The sequence below is a fragment of the Actinomadura geliboluensis genome (genome assembly GCF_043197915.1).
In the GTDB taxonomy this organism is placed as follows: Bacteria; Actinomycetota; Actinomycetes; order Streptosporangiales; family Streptosporangiaceae; genus Spirillospora; species Spirillospora geliboluensis.
In genome coordinates this window covers 226160-244430 of sequence record NZ_JBICUA010000003.1, presented here as the reverse complement: position 1 = coordinate 244430, position 18271 = coordinate 226160, and the positions used below count along the sequence as shown (strand labels likewise).

General features: G+C 68.9%; 17 protein-coding genes and 1 CRISPR repeat array. Of the genes, 6 read left to right on the top strand and 11 right to left on the bottom strand.

The window, feature by feature from the left end; translation table 11 throughout:
* Positions 1-107: 107 nt before the first annotated feature.
* From ACGFI1_RS11610 to ACGFI1_RS11560, 11 genes are all read right to left on the bottom strand, one after another.
* Positions 108-1163, bottom strand: coding sequence for a hypothetical protein (locus ACGFI1_RS11610; protein WP_392784903.1), 1056 nt, complete (start codon positions 1161-1163; stop codon positions 108-110).
* A 3-nt stretch (positions 1164-1166) separates the two neighbouring features.
* On the bottom strand, positions 1167-1670 hold the full coding sequence (locus ACGFI1_RS11605) for a SigE family RNA polymerase sigma factor (RefSeq protein ID WP_392784901.1): 504 nt from the start codon (positions 1668-1670) through the stop codon (positions 1167-1169).
* 191 nt (positions 1671-1861) lie between these two features.
* Positions 1862-2893: a hydroxymethylbilane synthase gene (hemC, locus tag ACGFI1_RS11600; protein WP_392784899.1), complete on the bottom strand. Its 1032-nt coding sequence runs from the start codon at positions 2891-2893 to the stop codon at positions 1862-1864.
* Positions 2894-2984: 91 nt separating this feature from the next.
* Entirely contained in the window at positions 2985-3920 is a 936-nt protein-coding gene (locus ACGFI1_RS11595) for an endonuclease/exonuclease/phosphatase family protein (protein WP_392784897.1), read from the bottom strand.
* A 65-nt stretch (positions 3921-3985) separates the two neighbouring features.
* Complete coding sequence (locus ACGFI1_RS11590) at positions 3986-4531, bottom strand: hypothetical protein (RefSeq protein WP_392784896.1); 546 nt, start codon at positions 4529-4531, stop codon at positions 3986-3988.
* A complete protein-coding gene (locus ACGFI1_RS11585; protein WP_392784894.1) occupies positions 4528-4950 on the bottom strand; it encodes a hypothetical protein in 423 nt (140 codons plus the stop codon). The genes ACGFI1_RS11590 and ACGFI1_RS11585 overlap by 4 nt, the downstream gene beginning before the upstream one ends.
* Positions 4947-5699 (bottom strand): hypothetical protein, encoded by a 753-nt coding sequence (locus ACGFI1_RS11580; RefSeq protein ID WP_392784892.1) that lies wholly within the window; start codon positions 5697-5699, stop codon positions 4947-4949. The genes ACGFI1_RS11585 and ACGFI1_RS11580 overlap by 4 nt, the downstream gene beginning before the upstream one ends.
* 110 nt (positions 5700-5809) lie before the next feature.
* Positions 5810-6715 (bottom strand): SAM-dependent methyltransferase, encoded by a 906-nt coding sequence (locus ACGFI1_RS11575; protein ID WP_392784890.1) that lies wholly within the window; start codon positions 6713-6715, stop codon positions 5810-5812.
* Positions 6715-7083 carry a hypothetical protein gene (locus ACGFI1_RS11570; RefSeq protein WP_392784888.1) on the bottom strand — a complete coding sequence of 123 codons (369 nt, stop codon included), beginning with the start codon at positions 7081-7083 and terminating at the stop codon, positions 6715-6717. Before ACGFI1_RS11570 ends, ACGFI1_RS11575 begins: the two co-directional genes overlap by 1 nt.
* A 106-nt stretch (positions 7084-7189) precedes the next feature.
* Positions 7190-8410 (bottom strand): helix-turn-helix domain-containing protein, encoded by a 1221-nt coding sequence (locus tag ACGFI1_RS11565; protein ID WP_392784886.1) that lies wholly within the window; start codon positions 8408-8410, stop codon positions 7190-7192.
* Between the two features lie 23 nt (positions 8411-8433).
* Positions 8434-8928: a flavoprotein gene (locus ACGFI1_RS11560; RefSeq protein ID WP_392784884.1), complete on the bottom strand. Its 495-nt coding sequence runs from the start codon at positions 8926-8928 to the stop codon at positions 8434-8436.
* A gap of 363 nt (positions 8929-9291) precedes the next feature.
* Positions 9292-10235: a CRISPR direct-repeat array (repeat unit 29 nt; unit sequence GGGACCATCCCCGCGTGCGCGGGGAGCAC).
* 213 nt (positions 10236-10448) lie between these two features.
* Between ACGFI1_RS11560 and cas3 the strand changes: the two genes are divergently transcribed.
* Genes cas3 through cas6e form a run of 6 tightly spaced genes read left to right on the top strand, consistent with a single transcriptional unit; the run spans position 10449 to position 18269 of the window.
* Positions 10449-13340, top strand: a complete 2892-nt coding sequence (gene cas3 / locus ACGFI1_RS11555) for a CRISPR-associated helicase Cas3' (RefSeq protein ID WP_392784882.1) — start codon at positions 10449-10451, stop codon at positions 13338-13340.
* Positions 13330-15018, top strand: coding sequence for a type I-E CRISPR-associated protein Cse1/CasA (gene casA / locus ACGFI1_RS11550; RefSeq protein ID WP_392784880.1), 1689 nt, complete (start codon positions 13330-13332; stop codon positions 15016-15018). Before cas3 ends, casA begins: the two co-directional genes overlap by 11 nt.
* Positions 15015-15683, top strand: coding sequence for a type I-E CRISPR-associated protein Cse2/CasB (casB, locus tag ACGFI1_RS11545; protein WP_392784878.1), 669 nt, complete (start codon positions 15015-15017; stop codon positions 15681-15683). The genes casA and casB overlap by 4 nt, the downstream gene beginning before the upstream one ends.
* Positions 15680-16876, top strand: a complete 1197-nt coding sequence (gene cas7e, locus ACGFI1_RS11540) for a type I-E CRISPR-associated protein Cas7/Cse4/CasC (protein ID WP_392784876.1) — start codon at positions 15680-15682, stop codon at positions 16874-16876. The genes casB and cas7e overlap by 4 nt, the downstream gene beginning before the upstream one ends.
* Entirely contained in the window at positions 16873-17580 is a 708-nt protein-coding gene (cas5e, locus tag ACGFI1_RS11535) for a type I-E CRISPR-associated protein Cas5/CasD (RefSeq protein WP_392784874.1), read from the top strand. Before cas7e ends, cas5e begins: the two co-directional genes overlap by 4 nt.
* A complete protein-coding gene (gene cas6e, locus ACGFI1_RS11530) occupies positions 17580-18269 on the top strand; it encodes a type I-E CRISPR-associated protein Cas6/Cse3/CasE (protein ID WP_392784872.1) in 690 nt (229 codons plus the stop codon). Before cas5e ends, cas6e begins: the two co-directional genes overlap by 1 nt.
* Positions 18270-18271 lie beyond the last annotated feature (2 nt).

Here is an 18271-nt window from a genome sequence, read left to right as displayed (position 1 = left end):
CCTTTATTTTTTGTGTTGTTTTTGGGGGGTCCCCCCCCCCCCCCGGGGGGGGGCCGCCCCCCGCGGGCCCGGGGGGGGCCCCCCCGGGCCCGGCGGCGCTGCGGGGCTCAGCGGGCGTAGACCTCTAGTGTCCACTTCCCCGCCGGTTTCACGCTCTTCATCAGTTCGGCCAGCGCGGCGTCGCTGGTGCCGTGCACCTTGCCCACCTCGGCGGGCAGTATGGCGATTTTGATTGCGTTCGTCCCGGCTTCGGCGTCCTGATCCCAGGTGATGCCCGTGGACTCGGCGATCTCACAGTCCACGACCTTGGTCTGCCCGCCGGTCCGGACGACCGCCACCGCCGCGCCGTCCACGCATGTCACCCGTATCCGCATCGACTTCCCCGGCTCGTTGAGCGGCACCGTCCGGGACCTGCCGTCGGCGCTACCGGTGACCCGCGCCAACCGCTTCAGCCCGGTCACCGCAAGCCGCTTCGGCTGCGTCGGCGGACGGGTCCCCATGTTGCAGGCGTCGGTGTTGCACTGGCCGCTGTAGACGCGGACGCTCCAGTTCCCTGACGTCGGCTCGTGGCTGCCCAGGTACCGGTCAATGCCGATCATTGTACTCAACGTGTTCGGGTTCTGTTCGCTGCTGTCCTTCAACGGGAGAGCCACGACCTCGATGATGATCGGCACGCCCGGCACGACCTTGGAGACCGAGGTGGAGTTGTCGTCGGGTGAGCCCTTGCTGCAGCCGCCGCTGCTGAAGGCACCGTTCTCCCGCTGCTGGTAGACCATGAAATCGCCAGAGCACCGGAGGGTGACGCCGATGAACGGCCCGGTCGGCGTGATGGTGAACCGCCCCTTGGCCCGAAGCTTTGAGAAGCCGACCTCCTGCAGCGGCTGCATGCCGTCCCGCCCCGCAGACCTTTGGAAGTCCTGGTTGACGACGCCGGCCATCGTCGGTGCGAGCGCGTGCCGGTCGCGGGTGTTGCCGTCCTGCTGCTGGACGACCCCGAAGGCCGCCCCCGCCATCAGCACCACGCCGAAGGCCGCGGCGGCTGCGCGCAGCCGGTTGCCGCGCCGGACCCGGCGGCGGACGCCGTTCAGCAGATCCGGGGACGGAACGCCGCGAGCGCTCTCGGCCTCCATGACCTCGGTCAGGTCCTTCAGTTCGTGTGCCATCGCTCACTCCCCTCCCTGTGGTGCGGCGGCCAGGACGCCCGGGTCGATCCGGAGCTTGGTGAGGGCCTTGCTGGTCTGGCTCTTGACGGTCCCGACCGAGCAGCCGAGTACCTCGGCGACCTGCGGCTCCGACAGGTCCTCGAAGAAGCACAGCACCAGCGTGGCGCGCTGCCGGTGCGGGAGCCGGCCGAGCGCCGCCCACAGGACCGCCTTGTCCTCGGCGGCGCCGATGCCGTCCGCCGGATCGGGGCCGTCCGGGGGCCGTTCCGTGGGCCGCTCGCCGCGCCAGTGCCGCTTCGCCCACGACGCATGCGTGTTGACCAAGATCCGGTAGACGTACGGATCGGGGTTGTCCTCGATCCGCCGCCACGAGCGCCACGCCTTCACCAGCGCCGTCTGCAGCAGATCCTCCGCCTGCGCCCAATCGCGGCACAACAGATAGGCCGTTCTGAGCAGCCGCGGAGACCGCTCCGTCACATACGCCGCATAGTCCGGGCGCTCCCGCATCCGACCTCCCAGTAGATCCCTCGCCGACATCTACCGGCTGGACCCCCGAAACGGTTGCCCGGCAAGGGGAGTCTGTTCCGCATCAAGGTGCTGGTTCTGCAACTACGCCATTCGACCGGCCTGACCCATGCCCCCAGATGAAGGTGGCCGCGGCCCTTCACCCTTGCGGCACCCCTGCCCCGCTCAGACCCTCAGTGCGGGATGCCGCCGATCAGGTCGCGGGCACCCTTGCGCAGCAGGTCGCCCGCCACGTACGCGCCCAGGTCCTCGCCCTTGTCCGGCGGTGCCCACTCATGGGCGTGCACCAACTTTGAGCCGTCACGGGTGAACACCATCGCGCGCAGGCTCAACTGCCCGTCCCGCTCCAGGCGTGCGTGACCGGCTATCGGGCTGTTGCAGTGCCCTTGGAGCCCGTGCAGCATCGTGCGTTCTGCGCTCACGCACTGCCGGGTCTGCCTGTGGTCCAGCAGCCGCACCAGCTCCACGATGTCCGGGTCGGTGCGGCGGCAGTCCACCGCCAGCACTCCCGCACCCACCGCCGGGATGATGTCGAGCGCCTCGCCCGCACGGTCGATGCCCAACCGCGCCAGACTCGCCCGCGCGAGCACGATGGCGTCGAACTCCTCGCCGGCATCCAGCCGCCCGAGCCGCGTATTGACGTTGCCGCGCAGGTACTCCACCCGCAGGTCGGGACGGATCTTCCCGAGCTGGGCGCGCCGCCGCACCGCCGAGGTCCCCACCAGTGCCCCCGGCGCGAGATCGGCCATGCACTGCACCTTGCTCGCCATCGGGAACAGCATCACATCGGCGGTGTCGTCCCGCCGCACGTAGGCGGCGAACACCAGCCCATCCGGGCGCGGCACATCACCGGGCACGTCCTTGAGGCAGTGCACCGAGATATCCACCTGACCGGTCAGCAGCGCCCGGTCGATCTCCCGCATGAACGCGCCCTTGCCACCCAGCTCGCCCAGGTGGCCGCGATACCGATCCCCGGCCGTCTGGATTCCGATCACCTCGACCCGGACGGCGGCCAGTTCCTCCAGCCTCGCGGCCACCATGCGCGCCTGTGTCATCGCCAGCGGAGACGTACGCGTGCCCAGCCGCAGCACCCCGCCCCCACCCGACCACGAGAACACCGGCTCCACCGCACCCGCCCCGGCCGGAACCAGATCCGTCACCGACGACCGCACATCCCCGCCGCCGGACTCCGCCTCACGCCCCATGCCCATCCCTTCCCTCGATCCTCATCCTCTGTGCTACGAAAGCCACGCGGACCTCACCTCCGCCCGCCGAACCGCGCACCCCGCCCCGTGCTCAGACGTCGAGCGTGAGCGAGATGCGTTTGTGGTCGGAGTCGGGCCGCTGCGGGTCTCGGAAGTCGTGGACGCGGTAGGAGCCCTCCACATATGCCGCAGTCAACGGCGCGTTGAGCAAGATCGCATCGATGGGCAGGCATTGGCGGCCGTTCGGCTTGGCGATCTGCGTCGGGGTGTAGTCTCTGGCAAGCTCGGCTGAATGGCTGAACCCCAGGCCGCCCTCCCGCTGCTGCGTGGAGGGGTTCCACCAGCCGCACAGAGCGTCCAACGCCCGCGTGTCGTAGACGTGCGGTCCCGCCAGCGACGCCCCGCCCTGCCACTGGACCCGGTAGTTGATCTGGCGCGGGTTGTGCACGCCGGGGGTGTTCAGGTCGTCGGGCTCGAAGAACGGGCCGCTGGGGACGGTGTTCCAGTCGCCCAGCAGTGCACACGGGATCGTCGGGTCCGACCACCGGTCGAGGCGGCGGGCATCGGCCAGGCGGTCATCCCCGCTGTGGGTGTCGCCGTGCCAGGCCACCAGCCGGATCGGGTCGGCGCGGCCGGGGAGGGTGAAGACCAGCAGGTTGCGGTTGCGGGAGGCGAAGTCCGGCAGCCGGTGGCCGTAGAACCGGCGCATCACGACCTTTTGCGGGTCGGTGTAGATCACGGGTGCGAACATCCCGCCCTCACGCGGCAGCGAGCACGGGTGCGGGACGTAGGCGGGGCCGCCCGCCTCCCGCAGTGCGGCGGCGGCCTCGTACGCGCCCTCCATCCCGTTCAGCTCATACCGGTCGCCCTCACCCACGACCAGGACGTCAGGCCAATCCCCGTCGTGCAGCAAGCCCACGATTTTGTTGTAGTCGTATAGGCCGCCGTCCCCGGAGTAGGCCGAGTACCCCGCCTCGGCCCGGCCGCCGTGCTCGACATTGACATAGCTCAGCCGAAGCCGCGTCATCGTCCAGCCCATCCCTTCTCGGCCGCCGCTCACAGCAGCCTGCTTCCGCACCGGAATTTCACAGGTCACCTGCATTTCCAGGCCCGAGCCGGCCAGCGGTCCCCCACGCCGAAGACGCCTCGGCTGGAATTGCGCAACGGCGCCGGCTGAACACCTTGGCGGTCGCCCCTTCGGGCGGCCGTTGGCCATTCCGCTGGCCCGACCCTGACACCGCGCAAGAGGGGCCGCAGCCCTTCATCCTTGCTGCGCGCCCCCTGCTCCACGCTCACTATCTCCGCGAGTGCCACCGCCACCAGAGCCCGCGCAGCCGCCAGCCCGTCGCGCCCGTACGACAGGTGCAGCACCGCGTCATCCAGCACTGCGCGGCCCGACTCGCCCTGCCGCTCGATCAATTCGCGCTCGTTGATCTGCTCCACCCGGTCCATCACCGGCCCGAGCATCTGCCCGACCAGATCCCATACGTCCATGACCGCGTCCAGCACCGCCGTGGTCTGTGCCAGGCTCAGCCCGGCCGCCTCACAGCTGGTCACCCGCGACGCCGCTCCGGCCCGCTCCACCAGCGCATCGAGCGCCCGTTGAATCCGGCTTGTCTGCGTCACCGTTTCCGTCATCGGGCGCACACTCCCCTGGCAGTGGCCTCAGCCGATGCGGCCGCCTCACCCTCTGGGGCGGTGTCGGTGGTGAGCTGCCACTTCAGGCGCGCGTCCACCGCCGCGGCCGCACCCGCCCGGTCCGAGTACAGCCCGAGGAGCCGCTCCTTCCGGTTGCCGGCGTCGATGTAGTGCCACCCGCCGCTCGTCGCCACCAGGGTGACCGCCAGCCCGGCATCGGGGTCGCCGCCGTGCACCCACAGCACCGGAACGGGCAGTACCTCCAGCCGGTACAGCCGCACGCACCGCCAGCCCATCGACTCAAGCATCACCGCCAGCAGATCCAGCGCCAGGACCCGCACCCTTGCGCCCCACAGCGTGCGCCACCGCAGCGCGGCAAGTTCCACCTGCTCCAGCACCTTGCCCGCCCTGCCCTTCACTGCCGCCTCCCGCTCTGCATCGCCGTCGCGGGGTCGAGCCGCATCACAATGGCGTCATGGTCACTGGCAGCGGCCAGCCGCTCGTACCCCAGCAGTCCGTCCCGCAGGTTCTCGGTGACGTGGAACTGGTCCACCCGCACCCCGCCGTTGCCGGTCGCCGCCCGCAACTGCGGCTGGTCCTGCGTTTCGGCCAGGTGCGCGGCCACGTCCACCAGCCCCGCTCTGGCCAGTACCTCACCTACAGCCCGATTGCCGCGCCAGGGCTCATCCGGCGACAGGTGCGGCACGCACCGGGCACTGCGGTTGTAAGGAGGGAGCGCCGCCCAGTCGGGTTCCCGGTCACCGAGCGGCATGTTGTTGATGTCGCCGCCGAGGATGCCCACGCCCCCGTACCGGTGCAGCCGTGCCGCCATCCGCTGCGCCTCCTGCGCCGCCGCCTCGGCCGAGTACGCCGACAGGTGCGCCGAGATCACCGTCACCCCCGGCTCGTCCTCATCGGCACCGGCATCGGCCAGCACCGCGACCCCGTAGCCGTTGTCGGTCAGGTGCGCGTACTTGGTCTCGTACTGCCGCCAGCACAGCACCTGCGGCGCGAAGGCGACGGCGGTGTGGAAGTCCGTGCGCGACGGCGCGAGCAGGAACCGCAATGGCCAGCCCCGGCGCTGCAATGACCGCTCCGCCGCCGCGTGCAACCGGGGGTCACGCGCCCAGCCCGTCAGCTCCTGCGCGAGCAGGATGTGAGGCCGCACGCTCGCGATCATGTCCGCGAGCGCACCCCAGCGCTCCGACGGACGTCCCTCACCGTCGGATCCGCCCCCGTACTGGGTGTTGAGGCTCATCACCGTCCACGGCCCCGCCATCACACCCGCCCGTCCTGCTGCGCGCCCGCGCGGACGTCGGGCACCATCCCGACCCCGCCCAGAATCGGGATCTTGGTCAGCGGCCCCGCCTCGGTCGGCCAGTGCTGCACCGGCACCACCCCCGGCCGCACCAACTCCAGCCGCCGTCCGAACAGACCCGTGATCTGCTCGTGCGTGCGCGCCACCCCCGGCGCCGTCGCCCCCTCGTAGACCTTCTCCACCCGCGCCAGCGCCTCCCGGTCGGCGCCCGTGGACGACACGTGCGACAGCGCCACCACCGACCCCGGCACCATCCGCCCCGCGAACGCCGCCACCACCCCGGCCGGATTCTCCTCGTCGGTGACGAAGTGCAGGACCGCCACCAGCAACACCGCCACCGGCTTGTCCCAGTCAATCCACTGGCTGAGATCGGCGATCAGCTCATCAACCGCGCGCACGTCTCCGCGCACGATCGGCATCCCCTCCAGCAACGCCCGGTCATGCGCCAGCACCACCGGATCGTTGTCCACCCCGACCACCACCGGATCGTCGCGGTACTCGCGCGCGATCTGGTACGGGTTCGGCTCGGTCGGGATACCGGTCCCCACATCCACGAACTGACCGATGCCGTGCCGCGCCGCCCACGCCACCGACCGGTGCATGAACGCCCGGTTCGCACGCGCCACCGCCGGGATCGACGGCGCGACCGCCACCACCCGCTCAGCAGCCTTCCGGTCCGCCGTCCCGTGGTCCTTGCCCCCCAGGTAGTAGTCGTACATCCGCGCCGGAGAGGGAACGTCGGGGTCCCACTCCCCGTCAGGGCCGCAAAGCGGCCCGGTAGCCTGGCCGGCCCGCAGCTTCGCCACCGGCTCCTTGATCGAACCGGCGGTGAACGCCGCGTCGTCCTGGTCGAACCGCCGCGCCATCACCGGTCACCATCCGCGCCGGCCGCGGCGTCCGCCGAACGCTCGATCAGCCGCGCCAGAAGGGCCGGGGCCTCCGCGACCTCCAGCACTGGGACCAGGCCCTCACCAGTGTCCGCCCGCACGAACCACCACACCCCGCCGACCCGCTCGCAGCCCACGTCCAGGGTCCGAAACTTGTCGGTGTGGCTCACCATGAACAGAACCGGCGGGCCACCCGCCCGGCTCACCAGCCCGCACGACAGTCGCTCCCCGCTCTGCGCGACCGCCGCGTTCAACGCCGCCAGGTGCAACCGACGCTCACCCAACGCGCCGTTCAACCGGCTTTGCATCTGCTGGGTGGGGATGCCCGTCCCTTGTACTGTGCCCATCGCTCCGTCTCTCTCCGACCGTGCGTTGTCGTCCGGCACGTTAGGTCGGAGGCGGAGAGAGAACCCGTACAGGGATACAGGCAAAGAACCCGCACTTTTGTACGGGTCAGATGACTCCGGCGCGATGCGCCAGACCCCGGAGTTGCGGCGTACTAGCGCGATGCTCTCGTTTGATCAGAGCGGCAAGGAGGTCGTGCGTTCGCACGTCGTAACGCACCAACTCAGGCGAGATGTTCTCTGCGTCCAACAACATGTTCACCGCAGCTGCATCCTTGCGCTGCTGACCGTAGGCTCGAGCGAGATCCAGTCGCACCTGTGCCCGACGCCCCCGCAGGCCGGACGCCAGCCGGGAGACGTCGAGAGACTCCCCGATATCGATGGCATGGCGAGGGTCGCCAAAGGTCACGGCTGCCGACAGCTCATGGATGCGCACGTTGGTTGGCCCAAAAGCCGTCCAGAAGTGGTTATAGTCCCCGCCCAATGCCGCAGCGACACGCCGCGCCTGTTTGAGATTGGCATCGACTTCAGCCCGATCAAACTGACGTGCCGCAGCCGTGACAGCGACCAGATAGAGCCCGCCCACCAGCGACAGGCGTTGCGGATCATGTTTGCCGGGAACGGACCCCAAGGCCGTGGCGGTATTTAACGCGATGGCCTTAGCTCTCTCCGGTTGGCGCATCCGAACAAATATGTATCCGAGGCGGAAGGCACCTGCCGCAGCGAGCAGTGGCGTGTCAGCTTCTCGAGCTGCCCCCAAGGAGCGATCGGCCGCAGTCCAGGCGAGTTCAGGTTCGCCGACGCGGTTCAGCGTCATCGCCGCCGAATGGTAGACAAGCGCGAGGAGGGTGTGCGCTGCACGACGCCGCCGCGTCGGGGCGGCTTGCGCAGCAAGTTCGGCGGCTTTGATCAGGCGGGGAAGCCTCTGACCTGCTGAGTCGTAGTGAGCGGCTTGATAGAGGCGATTGACCGCACGCAGTTCGTTGCTAAGCCACGCAAGGTCCGGAGCTTGGGTTGTTGCCCCAGTGGGGGCAACGTAAGCCGCAAGTGTCTCGTAGCTGGTCATGGCATCCCGGATTTGGGCCGCCGCCTCGTAGCGCCGCACTCCGCCCCCTTTCTCGTCCACGGTGAGGTCTTCGAGCGGTATTCCCAGGATCTCGCCGAGCTGGGTTAGCACGGAGTGACTGTCGATGCTTCTGGCGCCACGTTCCACTTGGCTCAGCCAGCTCTCGGAACGGCCGATCAACCCCGCTAGGACGACTTGGGACAATCCTCGCCGCCGCCGGGCACGGGCGAGCTGCTGCCCCACCTCCTTGCGCGCATCCTTCACCTTGACCACTCCAGCCGTAAGCGCTACCGATCCCCGACCAGTGCGTGCAGCTCTCCCATGACTTCTTCCCAGGTTGCCATTCGGGCATGTGCCGGCGCAGCCGGATCGAACAGGATCCGAATCCCCATCTCGCGCAGAGTTTCAACGTTCGCCTCAAACGCACGATGCCGAGCCAAGGCAACCTTGAGCAGCGGGGCCGCCACGATGGGCACCTCGAACCCCATCAATTCGCATAGCAGACTCACAGCGAACGTGTCCGCGATGCCGGTGGCCCACTTGTTGATCGTGTTGAAGGTGGCGGGCGCCACCACCACCGCATCAGCAGCAGGAAGTCCGTTCGACTCCCCCGGCATCCGGTAATCCGAGCGAACCCGTTCGCCCGTCAGCGCCTCCAACGCCTCCGCGTCGACGAAGCGGCGCCCCATCGGCGTTGTGATCACACACGTCCGCCAACCCGCATCCTGCGCGAGCTCAACCAGCCGGACAAGATCCGTCGCTGCAGGCGCAGCGCAGGCCACTACGTAAAGAACCCGCCCACTACCTCTTTGCACACAGGGAGCCTAGCCAGGAGAAGGCCGTAACCACCTGGGCATCTCAGCGATCTGCCAGAGATCCAACCTAGACCAAGGTACATGGCGCATCGTCGCGCGTCACAGACATGGTCTCAGGCGATACGTCGCCCGGAACGGACCAGGATTGGGCGCGGCACCGTCCTTAAAGAACGTAGCGGCCGGCCGAACCCAAGACGACCTACTCCGCCTCGGCCCACCCGCCAGCGAACGACAGCCCCGCAGCCCTGCCCACCGCCTGGAGCATCCAGTACCTAACGCCCGGTGTCCGCGTGCGCGGGGAGCATGTCCGCCGACGTCGACGAGGACGCGTGCGCCATCCCCGCATGCGCGGGGAGCATCGACCCGTTCGACTCGCCGCCCGTGGTGGCCGGGGACCATCCCCGCGTGCGCGGGGAGCACTCGAGTCCGCGGCGCGCATCGGCCCGTGCCCGGGGACCATCCCCGCGTGCGCGGGGAGCACCCCGGACGCGGCACCAGCCTGCTGACTGGCCTGGGACCATCCCCGCGTGCGCGGGGAGCACCGCGCCGGGCCCCAGTCCACGGTCACGGTCGTGGGACCATCCCCGCGTGCGCGGGGAGCACGGATTTGGCGTGGGTGGAGGCGGCTGACGTGTTGGGACCATCCCCGCGTGCGCGGGGAGCACGACCGTCATACCGTGGATTTGAAGCCTCTCAAGGGACCATCCCCGCGTGCGCGGGGAGCACTCGCTGCTGAAGCTGAAGACCATCGGGTTCCCGGGACCATCCCCGCGTGCGCGGGGAGCACTCGGCGACGAACTTCCCGACGTGCGGGTCGGGGGGACCATCCCCGCGTGCGCGGGGAGCACCGGGGCCGTCGACGTACCGGGGGCGCGTACCGGGGACCATCCCCGCGTGCGCGGGGAGCACTCACGGCAGTCCCCTCCTTCAGGCGGTTGAGTGGACCATCCCCGCGTGCGCGGGGAGCACAACTCCGGCCGGTTCGGGCCGCCGTCCATCCGGGGACCATCCCCGCGTGCGCGGGGAGCACGTCTGCGTCTCCCCGGCGACCTCGATGCGTTCGGGACCATCCCCGCGTGCGCGGGGAGCACATCTCCATCGAGGCGGACACGGTCGGGCCGACGGGACCATCCCCGCGTGCGCGGGGAGCACGGACTGACCGCGTACGAGGGGGCCGGCGTCGCGGGACCATCCCCGCGTGCGCGGGGAGCACCCGGGACGACGCCCACGGGGGCAGCCCGACGAGGGACCATCCCCGCGTGCGCGGGGAGCACTCTGCTTGACCTGGGAGTTCAGTCAGCACAGGGGCCGTTTTGGAGCACTTCTGTTGATACGGACAAATCGGAATCCTCTGTGAGGATCGCGGACTTCACCCCGAAGGTGCTTGCCTGACCTCGCATTCGAAGCCTCTTCCACAGAGTGGCCCTATGTGGCCGCGCCTGTGGATTCTGACGGCGGCCGACAGTTCTTCGTGTTACACCTTTCCCATGGCTGAGGCGGTGACCGATGGCGCGTGGCTTCATGGGCGCTTGTCGGCTGCGGCTCGAACAGTCTGGGCCAAGCATGATCGAAAGACTGACGGGTGGTTGCCTCTCTGGCGGCACCTGGCGGATAGTTGTGCGGTCGCGAGGCTACTGTGGGATTATTGGATTCCGCGTCAGGTACAGGCCGTTGTAGCGGGAGATCTTCCTCTCGGCTTTGAGGATGCCTCAAAACTTGTGACGTGGTTGGCGGTGACTCACGATGTCGGTAAGGCGACACCGGCATTCGCCTGTCAGGTCGAGTCACTCGCCGAGAACATGCGGCGTTCCGGGTTGGAGATGCCGTCGTACAAGGGGATGACGGATCGTCGGCTCGCTCCTCACGGCCTGGCTGGGCAGGTGCTACTGCGTGAGTGGCTGGCCGAGCGGGGCTGGCCACGGTCGGCGGCGTTGTCGTTCTCGATCATTGCCGGCGGGCATCACGGTGTGCCGCCTACTTTCGATGACATCCGTCAGTTGAATGTGCATCCAGAACTCCTGCGCGCGGTCGGCTGCGAATCGTCGTGGCGCGGCGTGCAGAATGAGCTTCTGGACGAGTGCGCGATCATGTGCGGCGTGGAGGGCCGCCTCGACGCATGGCGAGATGTGAAGCTCTCCCAGTCGGCGCAAGCGGTGCTGACCGGGCTGGTTATCGTGGCCGACTGGATCGCCAGCAATTCTGATCTCTTCCCCTACTTCCCTGCCGCTTCAGGCACCAGTGAAACGGAACGGGTCGAGGCGGCATGGCAAGGTCTCGCTCTTCCAGCCCCCTGGCGGCCAATTGAGACAGCGACGGACGCAGAAGAGCTATTCTCCGCTCGCTTTGATTTACCGGCCGACTCCAGTATCCGTCCCGTCCAGGAGAGCGCGGTCGCGGTGGCGACAAGCATGTCGGCTCCGGGGCTGATGGTGATCGAGGCGCCGATGGGTGAGGGGAAGACGGAGGCGGCGCTGGCCGTCGCGGAGGTCTTCGCAGCTCGTTCGGGAGCCGGCGGAGTGTTCGTTGCGCTCCCGACGATGGCAACGGGCAACGCGATGTTCCCTCGGATGTTGAGGTGGTTGCGGCGGGTTCCCGACGCCCAGCAGGCTGCGCCTCGGTCGGTGATGCTGGCCCACTCCAAGGCGGCGTTGAACGACGAGTTCGGTGAGCTGGTGAAGGCTGGGCGACGGGTGGTCGCCAGCGTCGACGTTGATGGCGGTGAGGCCGAGTGGCGGCCGCGCGGTGATCGGGCTGCATCGTCCGCTGAGCTGGTCGCGCATCAGTGGTCGCACGGCCGGAAGAAGGCGATGCTGTCGTCGTTCGTTGTGGGGACGGTCGATCAGCTGCTCTTCATGGGCCTGAAGAGCCGGCACCTGGCGCTGCGCCATCTCGCGTTGGCGGGCAAGGTCGTCGTCATCGACGAGGCGCATGCCTACGACACCTACATGAACTCCTACCTGGACCGGGTGTTGTCGTGGCTGGGCGCGTACGGGGTTCCGGTCGTGGTCTTGTCGGCGACGTTGCCGGCAGGGCGTCGCCGTGAGCTGGCTGAGGCATACCTCGGGGAGGCGGCGAGCGAGCTGGCCGCGGTCCAGGAGGCTAAGGGGTACCCGCTGCTGACGGCTGTAGAGCCGGGGAAGTCCCCAGTGGTTAAGGAAGTCCTGCCGTCTGGGCGGCGCACGGATGTGCGTGTGGAGCGCCTTGGTGATGGGCTGGACGAGCTGGCGGAGCGGTTGGAGCACGAGCTCACCGATGGTGGTTGCGCACTGGTGGTCCGCAACACGGTGGGCCGAGTGCTGGAGACCGCCCAGTTCCTGCGGAAGCGGTTCCCCGGCGTGGGCATCACTGTGGCGCACGCTCGGTTCGTCGATCTCGACCGGACGCGTAGGGACTCCGAGCTGCTGGACCTGTTCGGGCCTCCGGAAGAACGCGCTGGGCGCCGTCCCGCGAAGCACATCGTCGTGGCCAGCCAGGTCGCCGAGCAGTCCTTGGACATTGACTTCGATCTGCTGGTCACGGATCTGTGCCCCATTGACCTGCTACTTCAGCGTGTGGGGCGGCTGCATCGGCATCAGCGAGGTGAGGGGCAGTGTGAACGCCCCGAGCGGCTGCGCGTCGCCCGATGCCTCACCACAGGTGCGGACTGGGATGCGGTTCCGACCGAGCCGGTCAAAGGGTCGCAGCGCGTGTATCGGCCGTATGCGCTGCTGCGGTCTGCGGCAGCGCTCGTGCCGTACCTGTCCGAGGGGTCCGTGGTGAGGCTGCCAGAGGACATCAGCCGGCTAGTGCAGAGCGCGTACGGGGCGGAGCGGCTCGGGCCACAGTCTTGGCAGGACGCGATGGAGCTGGCGCACAAGGAGCACCTGATCCATCAGCAGCGGCAACGTGAGAAGGCTCGGGATTTCCAGATCAGCGAGGTGGGCCGTCCTGGCCGGGCGCTGGTCGGCTGGGTCGATGCCGGTGTGGGTGACACCGACGACACCCGGGCAGGGCGCGCTCAGGTGCGTGACACCCGAGAGTCGCTGGAGGTCCTGGTGGTCCAGCGACTCTCGGACGGGACCATCCAGACCCTGCCGTGGCTGGACGAGGGGCGTGGGGCGCGCGAGGTACCCACGGAGACGGCTCCGTCCTGGGATGTTGCGCGAACCGTGGCAGCATGCGGGCTGCGGCTCCCGTTCCAGTTCTCCATTCCAGAAGTCCTCGATCAGGCGATCGAGGAACTGGAGGCCGAATGCATCCCGGCGTGGCAGTCCAAGGAGAGCCATTGGCTGGCCGGCGAGCTGATCCTGATGCTCGATGAGAACTGTCGGGGCCGCTTGGCGGGCTTCGACCTGCGCTACACCCGTGCCGACGGCCTTGAGGTGACACGTGCCCAATGATCTTGGTCCTTCCTTCGACCTGACGCGGGAGCCGTGGCTTCCGGTGCTGCGCGATGACGGCACCGAAGTCGAGCTTTCCTTGCTGGACGTCTTCGCCCAGGCGGGCGAGGTGCAGCGGCTGGTCGGGGACGTGCCCACGCAGGAATTCGCGCTGCTGCGGCTGTTGCTCGCCGTCCTGCACGACGTGGTGGAGGGGCCGGCCGATATCGACGCCTGGCAGGAGCTCTGGGATGGCGGGCTTCCGTTGGACGGCCCTGAGGGAATCGCCTCGTACCTCGACCGGCACCGTGACCGCCTCGATCTGCTACACCCAGAGGCTCCGTTCTTCCAGACGCCCGAGCTGCGAACCGCCAAGGAGGAGATCGCCACGCTGGACCGGTTGGTCGCGGACGTCCCGAACGGCACGCAGTTCTTCACCATGCGCGCCCGCGGGGTCGAGCGCTTGTCGTTCGCGGAGGCCGCCCGCTGGCTCGTGCACGCGCACGCCTTCGACACGTCCGGGATCAAGACGGGTACGGTCGGCGACCCCCGGGTCAAGGGAGGCCGGGTCTATCCGCTCGGAGTCGGCTGGTCGGGGAACCTCGGCGGCGTCTTCGTCGAAGGTGACAGCCTGCGCGAGACGCTCCTGCTGAACCTGGTCGCCTTCGACACCGCGAATCTGCGTATCGACGACGAGGATCGTCCGGCATGGCGGCAACCGGTCACCGGGTCGGCGGAGATGGAACCGCTGGAGCTCAGCCGGCGCCCTGCGGGAGTGCGCGACCTGTACACCTGGCAGTCCCGGCGGATCCGGCTGGTGTCCGACGACGAGGGCGTCCACGGCGTCGTCCTGGCCTATGGCGACCCATTGAGTCCGCGCAACCTGCACATGCGTGAGCCGATGACGGGGTGGCGGCGCAGCCCCGCTCAGGAGAAGAAGCAGAACCTGCCCCAGGTGTATCTACCGCGCGAGCACGACCCCGGCATGAGCGCCTGGCGGGGGCTGGGCGCGCTGGTCGCCGGCCGGACGCCCGCCGCGGAGCAGCGCAAGGAGGCCGCAGAGATCGTCCGTCCCCGCATTCTGGACTGGGTCGCCCGGTTGACAGTCGAGGGCGACTTCCCCGTGGACTTCCTGGTGCGGGCGCGGCTCGTGGGAGCCCAGTACGGCACGCAGCAGTCGGTGATCGACGAGATGATCGACGATGCCGTCGCGATGCCCGTGGTACTCCTGCACGAGCGGGATACGCGGCTCGGGCAGGAAGCGATCGACGCCGTCGCCGATGCCGACACGGCGGTCAAAGTGCTCGGCGACCTGGCCGCCGATCTCGCGCGCACGATCGGAGCCGATCCCGAGCCTGCCCGCACCCACGCGACGCGCCTCGGTTACAGCATGCTGGACGGCCCGTTCCGTGAGTGGCTCGCCGACCTGAACCCGGCCGCGATGCCGCAGTCGCAGCGGACGGCCTGGCAGGACCGGGCGCGGTCGATCATCGCCCGGCTGAGCGCTCAAGAGGTCCAGGACGCCGGGGACGCCGCGTGGGAAGGCCGCGTCATCCAGACCGGCAAGGGCCAGGAGCTCTGGCTGACGGCCTCGCGTGCCGACGCGACCTTCCGGTACCGGCTCCGCAAGGCGTTGCCCGGAACCCTTCCCGAACCCGACGAAGAGGCTCTCAAGGAGCCTGCGGAGGCCAGCTCATGACCGCCACCGTTCCCGAAGAACGGCAGTACGCGTCCGATCTCGTCGGTCAGGTCGTCGGCGAGTTCGTCTCTCAACTCCAGGACGGATACCTGCGCGATGCCAGTTCGGCCGTGGGGCGGCTGGCCCAGCTGCGTCGCGGGGCGGGAAAGCTGCCTCAGGACGTCCCGGAGCTGTGGGGATTGACCGGCGCCGACCATCTCTACCAGGAAACGGCGCTCAGCGAGGTCCAGGCCACGCGCGCAGAGAACGCGGCCTTCCTCGCCGTCACGCTGTTCGCCCTGCACCAGCAGTCGCGTCCCAACCAGCGGATGCACGTCCCCGGCGTCGACCTGGGCGCCGCCGTTCGCCGGCTGATGCCGCCGGGTGAGATCGACGAGCCGATCCGGCGGCGTTTCGTGCGCGTGGGGACAGCCGGCAGCCTCGACGTCCTGGCCTACCGCCTCCGGGAGATCGTCTCTCTGCTGCGGCGCGAGTCCGTCCCTCTCGATTACGCGCTGCTGGCGAAGCGGCTCTACGACGCCCACACTCCCGACGGTCTCGCCCGCGTCCGGCGGGAGTGGGGCCGCAGCTTCCACAGCTACCGCCCGCCGGAGGACAAGGGCGATCAAGCACAGCCTGCGCGGACGGCGCCGGGCGAGGCCACGAACGACAAGGACGTCACATGACTCGCACCATCATTGACCTGCACGTGCTGCAGAACGTCCCGCCGAGCAACCTGAACCGCGACGACACCGGCACTCCCAAGACCGCCGTCTACGGTGGCGTGCGGCGTGCCCGCGTCTCCAGTCAGGCATGGAAGCGCGCCACTCGCAAGAGCTTCCACGACCTGCTCGACCCGAGCGAACTCGGCGTGCGGACCAAGCGGGTCGCCGAACTGCTCGCCGACCGCATCCGGGGACTGGACGAGTCCATCGACGAGTCCCGGGCGTGGGACCTCGCGGCCGAGACCGTGCAGACCGCGACCGGCTCCAAGATCGAGGTGCCCAAGCGCCGCGGCGCCGCCAAGGACGACGAACCGGCCGCGGCACCGGAGTCGAAGTACCTGATGTTTCTCAGCGCCCGCCAACTCGACGGCCTCGCCGAACTCGCCGTCGAAGGCCGTGACAACATCAAGGCCTTCTTCAAGGACAAGGACAACAAGGCGCGGGCCAAGCAGGTCGCCAACGCCCGCCACTCGGTCGACATCGCTCTGTTCGGGCGCATGGTCGCCGACGGCGCCGACATCAACGTCGACGCCGCCACCCAGGTCGCCCATGCCCTCAGCGTCCACCAGGTGGAGAACGAGTCCGACTACTACACCGCCGTCGACGACCACAAGGAGCGCGAGGACGACGACCTCGGCGCCGGGATGATCGGGACAGTGGAGTTCAACTCCGCGACTCTCTACCGGTACGCCGCCCTCGACGTCGACCTCCTGCGCGCCAATCTCGGCAAGGGACTGCGGGAGGACGAGCCGGTCACCGAACCCACTCGACGTGCCGTAGAGGCGTTCGTGCAGGGCTTCATCACCTCGATGCCCACCGGGAAAGTGAACACCTTCGGCAACCACACGCTCCCGGACGCGGTGGTGGTCAAGATGCGCTCGTCCCGTCCGATCAGTTTCGTCGGGGCGTTCGAGGAACCTTGCCGCAAGGGCCAGGACAGCGGCGGATACGTGCAGGAGGCGGCCGCGCGGCTGGCCCGATACATCCCGGAGATCGAGGCCGCGTACGGCGTCGCCGAAGACGCCCAGACGTGGGTCCTGAGCTTCGGTAAGAACGCTGAGCACCTGTCGGGCCTGGGCACCCAGGTCTCGCTGCCCGAGCTGGTCGACGCGGTCGGCGAGGAGGTCGCCCGCCGCCAGGAAGCCGCGCAGTGAGCGTCCTGACACTGCAGCTCGCTGGCCCCCTCCAGGCTTGGGGCGCGTCGGCGCGGTTCGCGCGGCGCACCACCGAACACGCGCCCACCAAGAGCGGCGTGGTGGGCCTCCTCGCCGCCGCACTCGGTCGCCGGCGCAGCGACGACATCGGCGACCTGGCCGCACTGCGCTTCGGCGTCCGCGTCGACCAGCGCGGCACACTCGTCCGCGACTACCAGACCGCGCACCACTTCGAGAACGGCACTTCCATGCCGGTCTCCGAACGGTTCTACCTGGCCGACGCGGTGTTCGTCGCCGTGCTCGAAGGAGACGGCGACCTGATCGACCGGCTCCACGAGGCGGTGCGCAGCCCGACCTTCCTGCCGTATCTGGGGCGCCGATCCTGCCCGCCGTCCCGTCCAGTCGAACTCGCCGTGCACCATGACCAGACCCTCGACGAGCGTCTGAAGGACGAACCTTGGCGCGCGGCCCCGTGGCACCAGCGCAAAAACCGCGAACCGCGGGTGACCCTGGAGACGATCGTCGAGGACAACGGCGGAGGCGGCCGCGTCGACACCCTGCGCGACCAGCCGCTCAGTTTCGACCCTCGCCACCGCCGATATGCGCTGCGCGGCGTCCATCACCGACGAGTGGAGATCCCCGCGCCGACCGCCCGACGCGCCGTCCACGACCACGATCCGACCGCCGTCCTACGAGGCCAGTGATGTACCTGACGCGCTTCCGCATCAATCCGCAACGGATCGGCGCCCGCAAGATCCTCTCGTCCCCGCAGGTGCTGCACGCGTCCGTCATGTCGTCCTTCGCCGAGTTCCCCGACAACCGGCAGGACGGCCCGCGGGTGCTGTGGCGCCTTGACCGCGACAGCCAGTCCCGCACCCACCTGTGCATCGTCAGCCCCTACAAGCCCGACCTCATGCATCTGGTCGAACAGGCCGGCTGGCCAACGACCGCCCGCTGGGAAACCTACGACTACGGTCCCTTCCTCGACCGTCTCAGCGCCGGCGACCGGTGGGCGTTCCGACTGACCGCCAACCCGGTGCACTCGGTCCGAAACAAGGACGGTGTACCGACGAAGACGACCGCCCATATCGGTCCCCGCAACCAGATGCGCTGGCTCCTGCAACGCCAGGAAGGCGCCGGGTTCGTCATCGCTCAAAAGCCCACACCCTCGGGCGCCCAAGACGAGTTGGACCGGCACCAATTGGTCGTCCACAGCCGTCGCGACCTCGCCTTCAAGAAGAGGGGGGCCGGCAAGCCGGTCACGCTCGTCACTGCCACCTTCGACGGCCGTCTCGAAGTCACCGACCCCGACGCCTTCCGCCGCGCCCTCACCCACGGCATCGGTAAGGCCAAGGCGTACGGGTGCGGGCTGATGACCCTCGCCAAGGCGTAACC